The 11,491-nt window shown below is 39.5% G+C and carries 5 protein-coding genes and 2 pseudogenes; 3 read left to right on the top strand and 4 right to left on the bottom strand.

The window, feature by feature from the left end; translation table 11 throughout:
• Positions 1-1,077 precede the first annotated feature (1,077 nt).
• Together hemH and L647_RS0104080 are read right to left on the bottom strand one after the other, a co-directional pair.
• The gene (gene hemH, locus L647_RS0104085; RefSeq protein WP_024610059.1) at positions 1,078-2,097 is read right to left on the bottom strand and encodes a ferrochelatase; all 1,020 of its coding nucleotides are present in this window, start codon (positions 2,095-2,097) and stop codon (positions 1,078-1,080) included.
• 126 nt (positions 2,098-2,223) lie between these two features.
• Entirely contained in the window at positions 2,224-3,552 is a 1,329-nt protein-coding gene (locus L647_RS0104080) for an HD domain-containing phosphohydrolase (protein ID WP_024610058.1), read from the bottom strand.
• Between the two features lie 237 nt (positions 3,553-3,789).
• On the opposite strand from L647_RS0104080, the gene L647_RS0104075 reads away from it, so the two are divergent.
• The 3 genes and pseudogenes from L647_RS0104075 to L647_RS0104065 all read left to right on the top strand — a co-directional run bounded on the left by L647_RS0104075 (position 3,790) and on the right by L647_RS0104065 (position 7,940).
• Positions 3,790-4,752, top strand: coding sequence for an ATP-binding protein (locus tag L647_RS0104075; RefSeq protein WP_024610057.1), 963 nt, complete (start codon positions 3,790-3,792; stop codon positions 4,750-4,752).
• A 238-nt stretch (positions 4,753-4,990) separates the two neighbouring features.
• A pseudogene (locus L647_RS01000000123635) lies at positions 4,991-7,533 on the top strand (TonB-dependent receptor).
• A 206-nt stretch (positions 7,534-7,739) separates the two neighbouring features.
• Positions 7,740-7,940, top strand: a complete 201-nt coding sequence (locus tag L647_RS0104065; RefSeq protein ID WP_024591136.1) for a ribosome alternative rescue factor ArfA — start codon at positions 7,740-7,742, stop codon at positions 7,938-7,940.
• 409 nt (positions 7,941-8,349) lie between these two features.
• On the opposite strand, the gene L647_RS0104060 is transcribed toward L647_RS0104065, so the two are convergent.
• Positions 8,350-9,849, bottom strand: coding sequence for a DUF2235 domain-containing protein (locus L647_RS0104060; protein WP_024610056.1), 1,500 nt, complete (start codon positions 9,847-9,849; stop codon positions 8,350-8,352).
• 100 nt (positions 9,850-9,949) lie between these two features.
• A pseudogene (locus L647_RS01000000123630) lies at positions 9,950-11,243 on the bottom strand (NAD(P)/FAD-dependent oxidoreductase).
• Positions 11,244-11,491 lie beyond the last annotated feature (248 nt).

Raw genomic sequence — 11,491 nt, 5'->3', positions numbered from 1 at the left:
GATTTAACATTACTGTCGGTAGGTTCTGCCTTTTGGGGAATTATAGCGGGTGTGTGTACGGTGTTTGTTACCCGTAAAGATTAAGCTGTAGTTTAAAAGTGACGAGCGCGATGTAAAATCGCACCTACGGGGTCGGTGTTTTCTGCCAGTGCTTGTGCTGTTGTATGTGAGGTTTTATACCTCGCTTTTACTTTTAAAGAATTAAAGCATTAAAGAATTAAAGAATTAAAGCATTGAAGCCATGTTACATAAGCGCGATGTGAAATCGCACCTACGGGGCCTGTGTTTTCTGCCAATGCTTGTGTAGTTGTAGGTGAGGTTTTATACCTCGCTTTTATTTTTAAAGAATTAAAGAATTAAAGAATTAAAGCCATGTTACATGAGCGCGATGTAAAATCGCACCTACGGGGCCTGTGTTTTCTGCCGGTGCTTGTGCTGTTGTAGGCGAGGTTTTATACCTCGCTTTCACTTTTAAAGCATTAAAGCATTAAAGCAAAGTTACATGAGCGCGATGTAAAATCGCACCTACGGGATTGGTGTTTTTGCTGGGGTTGGCAGTGATGTAGGTGAGGTTTTATACCTCGCTTTTATTTTTAAAGAATTAAAGAATTAAAGCCACGTTACATGAGCGCGATGTAAAATCGCACCTACGGGGCCTGTGTTTTCTGCCAATGCTTGTGTAGTTGTAGGTGAGGTTTAATACCTCGCTTTTACTTTTAAAGTATCAAAGAATTAAAGAATTAAAGAATTAAAGAATTAAAGAATTAAAGCCACGTTACATAAGCGCGATGTAAAATCGCACCTACAAGTCCTGTGTTTTTTGTCGGTGTTTGCATTGATGTAGGTGAGGTTTTATACCTCGCTTTTACTTTCACTTTCACTTTTAAAGCATTGAAGCCACGTTACATGAGCGCGATGTAAAATCGCACCTACGGGTTTGCTTTCTTCTGCCGGTGTTTGCACTGATGTAGGTGAGGTTTTATACCTCGCTTTTAAATTGTTTTTAGCTGTATAAAAAAACAAAAAAGCGGTGTTAAAATTAACACCGCTTAAAGTTTACTGTTTTTTATTAAAGCTTTATAGCATTGGTTTTATTACATCAAATATAGCTTTAATGTGGTCGTCTCTATTATTTAATGCCGCTATGTAACGGTATTTTTCGCCACCAGCTTCTTCAAAAATTTCTCGGTTTTCGTGCTCTAACTCTTCAAGTGTTTCTAGGCAGTCGGCGCTAAAAGCTGGGCTTATTATTGCTACGTCTTTTATACCCTCATCAGGGAGGCTTTCAAGAGTTGCATCTGTGTAAGGTTTTAACCACTCAGCTTTACCAAAACGGCTTTGAAATGTGCTTATTACTTTGTCTTTATCTAGACCAAGTTTCTCGACCACTAAGCGCGTAGTTTGCAGGCATAAACAGTGGTACGGATCGCCTCGTTCTAAAAACAGTTTAGGCATACCGTGATACGAAAAAACTATTTTTTGCGGCATACCATTCGCTTCTAAATCTTCACTAATACTGTTAGCTAAAGATTCAATGTAACTGGTGTTTTTATGATATCCATTTATAAAATGTAGCTCTGGTACCCAACGCCACTTTCGCAACACGTTTGATACAGCATCGAAAGTAGAGCCGGTAGTTGGGCTAGAGTATTGCGGATACATTGGCATTATTATAATACGTGTTAAGCCTTTATCTCTTAGCTCTTCCAGACCTGCCTCAATTGATGGATTGCCATAACGCATTGCCATAACAACTTCTGTATTTGTGTAACCTTGCTCTTTTAACAGGGCATTTAACTTAATACTTTGTTGGCGAGTAATATGGGTAAGTGGCGAGCCATCTTTGGTCCATATGCTTTCGTATAATTTTGCCGAGCGTTTTGGGCGAACACGTAAAATAATTCCGTGGAGTATAATCATCCATACTAAGCGTGGTATTTCTACAATACGGGGGTCTGATAAAAACTCACGTAAATAAGTACGTAAAGCAGCAGCAGTTGGCGCGTCAGGGCTACCTAGGTTAGTAAGTAATATTCCCGTTTTTTGGTTAAAACGCCCGTCGTGGGGATTGTCGGTAACGGCAGAAAATCGCGACACGTTATGCTCCTTCAAGCAAAAATTAATGATGTAGTTGGTATAAACCTAAACTTAAAATAAAATTATTTCAATTTAGTTCAAACTATTGAAGCACATTGTAACGAATAAAAGCCCGCTTTAGATCAATCATTTAGAAGTTTTAACCATTATTCTAAACGGCGTTGGTTTTTTGGCTTCGAGCTGTTGAAGTTTTTCGATTGATTTGCGAATAAACACATGACCTTTAGGTAGTAGCATAATACCAGTGTGGTTATGTAATGCATGCCCAAGTACCATGTTTTCTTTAAGGTCTTGCGCTGAACAAATAAGCACAGAACCTGATGTACTTTTTTGCTCCTGCATTTTTACTTGGCTTACCTCCAAGGCGCGCACAATTTTTGGATGATAAAAAGTGCCGCTATAAAGCTTTACGTTTTCGAGAGCCTGTTCATGTCTCTCTTTTTCATTTTTAGCAATGCTTTGCTCAAAGGCATCCCAGTAGTCGCGCGCTAGTCCTAATACCATAGCACCAATAGGAATATCATTTCCGGCAAGCCCTTTAGGTATGCCATTACCATTGTAGCGCTCAAATTGATAATAAATCGCGTCTGACAAGTCGTGTAAGTGCATTGCGGGCATTAGCATTAGTTGCGCCGTACTAGGGTGGGTATAAAACGTTTTACGTTGTAATTCGCTTAATTTATTAACCGGTTTTTTGTAAAGCTCGGGATCCATAGCAAGTAAACCTATTTGCGCTAAATAACCTGCCATAGGCGCAAGATCGATACTTTTTTGCGATAAGTTTAAATAAAGCGCTATTTGGGTGCAGGTATTTGCAATGTTCTGTGCTTTATTACCATCGAGGTGCGGATTTGCATTAACAAAGTTATACAGTAACTCCACAGTTGATTTATGTTCGTGTTTTTCTCGCTCGTTTGCATCTTCTAGTTTTTTTAAAACTTGCTTGATTTGTTTAGTGCGCTTTTCTACCCGTTGCTCTAACGTGTTATTTAGTTCAAGCAGCTCTTGGTTTTGTGTTTTAACTTGGGCTTCTAATAGTTGGTTTTGCTTTTTTAGTTCGAACTTTTCGAGGCTGTTATTAATACTGCGCAGTAGTAAATCATTTTGCCACGGCTTTTGAATATAACCATTAATTTGCCCTTGGTTAACTGCTGCAAGTGTGGTTTCTATATCTGCATAGCCTGTTAATAAAATACGTTGTGTATCGGGTGCTAGCGCCCGTGCTTTTTCTAAAAATTGCGCGCCATTCATTTGTGGCATACGCATATCACTAATAATTAAACCAAACTCATGGTTTTTAAAAAGCTTTAAAGCACTCTCAGGATTGTCGCAAACTATGTTTGTTAACCCATTCGTTTTAAGTAACCGTGTTAAAGAGCGCAATACTATTTCGTCATCATCAACGCACAATACATCAATACGATTTATTGGTGCGCCTGGTATTGTGTTTATCATTGGTTCACCTTTATTTGACTAATGTAGAGGGTAAATTTTCAAAGCTCTTATTAACGCTTGTTGATAACTGCAACGATGATTACCAATTTCGCATTTCGATTGAATAAATTAGTTAAGATAAACTTAGCTCTGAAAATGCTTTTTCCTTAATTAAGCGTAGCTTAAAAAACTATTAGAGTTGCATTATTGTGCTCGGGCGACTAAACGTTAGTTACTAAAGCTATAAGGATACAAGCTATGAATGGATCAGATAATTTTGAGCACGCTTTTTTAGAAGAAAAAAAACAACGATTAACTGCCGAGCAGCTACTGAAAGATAAAAGCAGCGTTTTAGTTGCTATTAACGATGAGTTACAAAAAAAAGTAGCTGATTTAGAACATCAACAAAAAATGTTTATTCAAACAGAAAAAATGGCAACCTTGGGCACGCTGTGTGCTGGTGTTGCACATGAAATAAATAACCCCCTTGCTTATGCCATGAGTAATATTGAAAGCCTTCAACATGTAGCACCTACTTTATTTACAATGCTAAAGCTTAACGAGCAATACCTAAATAACGACATTCCCGAGACGCGTTATAAAAGTGAATTAGCGCTTTTAAATAAACAACAACATTTTTCGTGGATTGGTAGCGAATTTTTAGCACAAATAAACGATAGTTTAGAAGGCTTAAGGCGCATTAAACACATAGTTCATAATTTATTAAACTTTACTCATTCAACCGCAAATCAAGATAAACAATATATTGATGTAATTGAAGCCGCAAATAACGCATTAAAGTTATTGAGTAACCAACTTAAATTATGTGAAGTTAAAACGCATTTTGATCTGGTGCCCGAGATATTCTGTAATTTGTCGTCTATTAATCAAATTTTTATAAACTTATTAATGAATGCGCGCCAAGCATGCGAGTTCAATACAACCAAAGGCAGTATTCTTGAAGTTAATGTTTTCGAAGTAACAGAACACATATGTATTGAAGTAAAAGATAACGGCTGCGGTATGAGCGAAGAAGTTCAAGCGCACATATTTGATCCATTTTATACAACAAAGGATATTGGAGAAGGAACTGGAATGGGTATGACACTTGTGTACGCTATGGTACGCGATCACCACGGAAAAATAGAAGTTAATAGCACAATAGACATCGGTACGACTATTCGTTGCCTGTTACCCCTAAAAGTAATGAATAACTCATAAAACAATAATGTAAACAAACTGCAATCTTTCGGTTTTTTGATGTTTTATGCTTTAGTTGTATGTATTTCAATCTATTTAATGTGATTTATTCTTATCTTGAAATTTATTTGCATACTTAGACCAAAAATTTAGTTTTTTTCATTTCTTTTTGTTTGCATATGTTGCTAGGATGTTTGCAACAGGTTATGAATACCATAACTGCACACATATTATAAGAACACAAAACAGGGTCGTCACTATGCCAACATACCGTTTAAACACAATTGCTGTTGCAGTTGCTTTCGCGTTTAGCGCACCAAGCATTGTTAACGCAGAAGAAGCACCAGTTCAAGCAGCGAAAAATATTGAGCAAATTTCTGTATTAGGATCGCGTGTATCTAACCGTACCTCTACAGAGTCTTCTTCTCCTATTGATTTAATTGATGCGGATGATCTAACTAAAGGTGGCTTTACTGAGCTTGGGCAAAGCTTACAAGCTACAGCGCCTTCATTTAACTTTTCACGTACTCAGGTTTCTGATGGTTCTGATTTATTTAGACCCGCAACCCTTCGTGGCTTACAACCAGATCAAACGCTTGTATTAGTAAATGGCAAGCGTCGTCATAATCAATCAATTTTTGGTCTTAACGGTACAGTAGGCGCAGGTGCTGCAGGTACAGACATGAATGCTATTCCGTTAACTGCACTTAAAGGCGTTGAAGTATTACGCGATGGTGCAGCGGCGCAATATGGTTCTGACGCTATTGCGGGCGTTATTAACTTATCACTTAATAACTCAACAGGAATAACTACTGGCTTTGTGCAGTATGGCGGCACAAGCGAAGGTGACGGCGATACTATTTCAGCCGGTTTAAACCGTGGTTTTGATTTAGGTAACGAAGGCGGTTTTATTAATTTATCGCTTGAATATCGAGATGCAGATGGCACTAACCGCGCCGAGCGCGATACAGGTGGCTCGCTTAATGTTGAGCCTGGTACGCTTAGTGAGGATGTACGCTGGAGCCAAGGTAATTCAGAAAGTGAGTTTACTTCGTTATTTTATAACATGGCCTTACCAATGGGTGGCGGTGAGCTTTACTCATTTGGTGGCTACTCTGAACGTACGGCATTGGGTAATGGTTTTTACCGTAACTTTAACGAAGCCTCTAAAAATGTAACACAAGTATACAGCGATGGCTTTTTACCGCGCATATACAACGAAGCACAAGACATTTCATTAGCGCTTGGTTTTAAAGGCGATATAAACACAGATTGGAATTACGATGTATCGGCAGTGTATGGCGAAAACCAATACGACTTTACATCTCGCAATACATTAAACGCCTCTTACGCGGCTGAGTACTTATTTAACAACCCAAGCGCGAGTGATGCCGATATTGCAGCTAATGCAGGTCCTACGGGCGGTTACTCAGGTGGTTTTAGATTTGATCAAACAACCGTTAATCTTGATGTAAACGGTGTTGTAGATATTGGTCGCAGCGAGCCTCTTTATGTAACAGTAGGCGCAGAGTACCGTAAAGAAAACTACGAAATAGTTGCAGGCGATGAAGCATCATACGCATGTGGTTTTGCAAATACAGATACCTCTTACCCTTCAGTAAACGATCCGGATCAATTTGCTGAGTGTGGTTTTCAGGCTTATAACGGCTTNCGCCCTGAGGCAACAAACGACAGCGACCGTAACAGCTATGCATTTTATGTAGATGTAGAAACGATGATCACCGATGCATGGAACGTAAGTGGTGCACTGCGCTATGAAGACTTTTCAGACGCTGGAGATGATTTAATTGGTAAATTAGCAACACGTTATGAGTTCTCTGATGACTTTGCAGTACGTGGTGCAGTGTCTACTGGCTTTAGAGCGCCATCGCTTCAGCAAAGTGGTTATACCGCATTTACAACTAACCTAGGATCAGACGGTACATTAACGCAGTCATTCACGGCAAACACTGGAAGCGAATTCCCAAGTGCGTTAGGCGTTGATAGCTTAAAGCTTGAAACATCAACCAACTACAGTGCTGGCTTTGTTTACGATGTAACGAGTGAGCTTTCGTTAACGGTTGATTTTTACCGCGTAGAAATTGAAGACCGCATTACTCTTGGCAGCTTACTAAGCACTGACGATGTATCGTTTAGCAGTGAGGCAGTCGCTGCCCTACANAAGCCACTGGTGCAGTACAAGCTAACTACTTTTCAAACTCAGTTGATTCTACTACGCAAGGTGTTGATATTATTGCATCGTACCGTACTGATGTTGAGGGCGGTAATTTTGGAGTAACCTTTGCGGGTAACTTAAACGATACTAAAATTGATAGCGTAAACGCAGAAGACGGTATACCTGAAGAAGTTGCTTTTGATGACCTACAACGTAGCTTTTTTACAGACGGACAACCAAGCGAACGTGCAACGCTTACTTTTGACTATGAGCGCGATGCGTATACATCAACACTTCGCTTTAACTACTTTGGCGAAACAGACGTAAAATACTTTGGTAACGACCATATTTCACTACCTGGTGAGCTTTCTCCAACGGGGTCGTTTAAACCAACAAGCACGGTTGAGTCGGCTGTATTAGTAGATTTAAATGTTAGCTACCAAATTAACGATATGTTTGCGCTTTCGGTGGGTGCCGATAACGTATTTGATGAAACGCCAGACGAATTAGGTGACGACGAAGTACTTAACTTTATCACCAATGGCGCGTTTAAATACCCTGTACGTGCATTGCCTTACGGCTTTGATGGCAGAACGTATTACGCAAAAGTAAGCTTTAGTTTTTAATTTATAAAGTAAATTAAAACAACATTAAGCGCAGTTATTAACTGCGCTTTTTTTATGCTTTTTTATTATTAAAAAAGCACTAAAAGACTGCTAAAAACACTTGCGCGGTTGAAAATTAAGCCTACAATCGCCATCTCTTAATTAGGCTAATATAAAAGCCTTTTTATTATTTAACTTAAAATAACCAATTAGTTTATAGGAAATGTATGACTAAAAAATCTAAAGCAAAAACCGCAAGCAACAGCGCGGTAGACACAGGGCGAGGCGTTATAAACCACAATGCACTAGCGGCGTTGGTAACCTCTAAATTATTTAAACCGCAAGTTGTTAAAGCTAAAAAAGGTAAAGGCTCGTTTAAGCGTAGCAACAAACATTCAGGACAAGAGTCCTATTTAATCGCGGCTTAAATAGCACCGATCAAATAGGGCTTTTGTCGGAATTACTCACGCCAGCAAGCAGCGCGTCTTTTATCTATCATTTATCACATCGAATTTGACGTGAAACGCTGTGTTGTAGACGTAGAGCTTGCTCACGTTAGAAGCGCAGCTTCTCATTATTTTTTATTATTTAACCACTACAATTAAAGTAAAAGCGTTGCTTTTAAACGCCAGCAAGCTGCGCGTCTACAGGTGTTTTGATTACATCGAATTTGACGTGAAACGCTGTGTTGTAGACGTAGAGCTTGCTCACGTTAGAAGCGCAGCTTCTAGTAATTTGGCATATTGGGTTTAATATTCGTGTAGTTTAAATACTTCTGCAAAGCGCTTTTTAAGCGCCAAAAGTGTTCGTTTACACAAATATTGCAAATTAAGTTAGTTAACTCAAACGTGTTACTTTTATTTTAATTTTACCTGCATTAGCACCGTAAAAGCGGTTTAAGTCGTTTGCAAACGGGCAAAACTCACCAGATTTTTCTATTTTAATATCTGCGCCGTCAGCTATTTCAAATAAGTGATCGTCGTTTTTATTAATAGCACCAACCAATGAAAACCACTGTGCGCTTGCAAGTCGTCTAAAGGGTTCTAGCAAAGCAATAGGGATTTCTTTTACGCCAAGTTGTACGTTATCGCGATGCCAGCCCGAAGGTGGGCATTTTATACCATCATCAAACCAATACTGATCAGGATAAGGTGTAAAGCGATAAGTCGCGCCTTGCTCTAGCATTAGCCCTGTGCAGTTATAAAGCTCAGAGGCAAATGCCATAACATCTTGGCTTTGGTTTGCTGCCAATACACTCATGTTTTGATTTGCGAGCATTATATGTGCGCTAAGACCGGTAAAGCGCAATGTACTACTATCGCTATAGCTAATTTTGTAATGTAGTTTTTTAAGCGATTCAGGTCGGTAACTGGTTAGTTTGTTTATTCGCTCAGCTACGCTGTGATGTACTAAGGGCTCAAGCTTGCTGGCTTCGTTATCAACGAGTACATGGCAGTCTCTATCAATTAGCTTAAATAGCGGATTAAACCAAAAGTAGTTTTGTTGATGGCTCAACGCGAGTGGATCAGGAATAACGGTTACATCATCTTGCGCTATTAAGTTGCTATTAGGCAGCAATGCTTCGTAATCTATATCGTGACTGGTTAACAAGGATATATTAAGAGGCTGTTCTATTAACCACTCTAATGCAAAGCGCAAGCAAATATCAGCTAGCCCATCGCGGTAATANCCGCCACCAATGTCAGAGTGCGCGCCAGCAAACCACAGCTCGGTAATGTTGCTTTGAGTGTTCATTAATGTGGGTTCAAACGCGCGGCGTTTTTCATCAACGGCTACACAGTGCAAAGCTTGAGTAATATTTGTGGCTATAGTGTGGTTTTCAAAAATAACATGTTCTGCGCCAATAGCGGCTTTACTTATTTTTGAAAACCCAATAGACGCAACGGTATCAAATACACAAAGGTATACACGCTCGCTTATTAATAGCTCTAAGCATTTTGCAAAGCGCCTAGCAAGTGCCGCGCCTCGGCTAAAACCAGTTAAAAGTAAGGTATCGCCTAGTTGATAGTGAGCTTTAAAGTCGTTTAACGCTTGATTTAAAATACTTGCCACGTCGTCACCACGTGGCGCAAGTGTTTGGTTTAATACACGCTTTAAACGGCTACCTTTAGTGCCAATACCTTGATAATAAAAACTGAGTTGGTTTGGAAATGGAGTAACAGGGGAGCCTTCTAATTTACCGCCAAGTAGTAAGTGCAATTTTAGAATGTTAGAAATACTGGCGTCTTCTTTAAAGTGTTCTGAGCTAAATTGCTCTGCGTCACGGGGCTCGTTTCCTGTGCCGTCAAAGTTAAAAATTAGCGTTTTACCCGTCATAACCCAAATCCCCTTAGTTGTTTTAAATACTTTATACAGTCAATGTTAAAAATTAAAGACAGCAATACCGCTAAAGCTGCATTACTGGCTTTAATATTAGTTAGTGTAATTTCATTTTTGGACGCACTACACGCAGCACTTTTTCACTTATCCATAATGCAAAGGTTTTTGCGCTGCCGTGTATAGCACGCTGGTGCATGCGATAAAGGGATATATACATAAAGCGGGCAATTTTACCTTCAATAAAAAAGGTATTGCTGGTTAGGTTACCCATTAAGTTACCCACGGTGCTGTAGCTTGATAAGTTAACTAACGAGCCATGGTCGCTGTATTTAAANCTGTTGCTTTAACGTTGCTATGAGGTTTTTTTCGACGCACTGCGCCATTTGATGTGCCGATTGTGCACGTGGCGGTACTTGCTTACCATCGGCTTGGGTAAATGCGCAGCAATCGCCTAATACAAAAATGCTTTCGTCAACGGTGCTTTGTAAAAACTCATTTACTTGAATTTGGTTGCTGCGAGTAAGCTCAAAAATACCTAAGTCTTTAATAAAGTCAGGTGCTTTTACGCCTGCTGCCCACACCATAATGTCAGCATCAATGTGTTCTTCATCTTTGGTGATAAAGCCTTGTGCGGTGCCTTCTTTTACCTGAGTTTGCTCACGCACGTTTACGCCAAGCTTTAATAGCTCGCGTTTGGCGCTAACAGCAATACGCTCTGGTAATGCAGGTAAAATACGCGGGCCGGCTTCTATTAAATGAATATGCAAACGCTTAGACGACATATTTGTTAAACCATAAAGCTTTAATAGCTCAGATACATGGTAAAGCTCAGCTGAGAGTTCAACACCCGTAGCACCGCCGCCTACAATGGCAATATTAAGTGATTGTTGTTGGTTGTCGTCTTGATGAAGTCGCGTAAAGCTATCTAGTAATGAATGCTGAAAGCGTTCTGCTTGTTGGCTTGAATCTAAAAAGTAGCAGTGCTCTTTTATACCAGGGGTATTAAAGTCGTTACTTACGCTGCCAATGGCAATAACAAGGTGATCGTAACGTACTGTACGACCAGGTAAAATAGTGTGACCTAACTCATCGTTAAGTGGGGAGAGAGTAATTGTTTTATTGCTTTGGTCTATATTGCAAAAAGTACCAAGTTGAAAACGATAATGATGCTTTGCGGCATGTGCTGAATACACAACGCCATCTAAATCAGGGTCAATAGAGCCTGTCGCTACTTCGTGCAGTAACGGCTTCCATATGTGGGTACGGTTTTTGTCTATTAACAGTATATCTGCTTGTTTTTTTTTCCCTAGCTTATGCCCTAGTTGGGTTGCAAGTTCTAATCCGCCAGCACCACCGCCAATAACGACGATTTTAGGTATTGTAATACTCATAACGTTGCCCTTAAAAATAATATACCCAAGTGATCTGTATTTTTTATTAGTTTTTTAAGGTGACTTGGGTATCAATAAATTATTTTGGCAACAAGTAGTTACTACTCATTTTATGGGTGCCTAGTTTGCGCCTAAAAAAAACCGATGTCAGCAATAAATAATGTTATTTGTTGTATACTGAGTTGCAAATATTTCATCTGCACCGCATTTTTATATGCATGACTATTGTTTAGCCACCTAAAGGACAT

The organism is Pseudoalteromonas sp. TB64 (assembly GCF_000498095.1).
Classification (GTDB): Bacteria; Pseudomonadota; Gammaproteobacteria; order Enterobacterales; family Alteromonadaceae; genus Pseudoalteromonas.
This window is presented reverse-complemented; position numbering and strand designations above follow the sequence as displayed.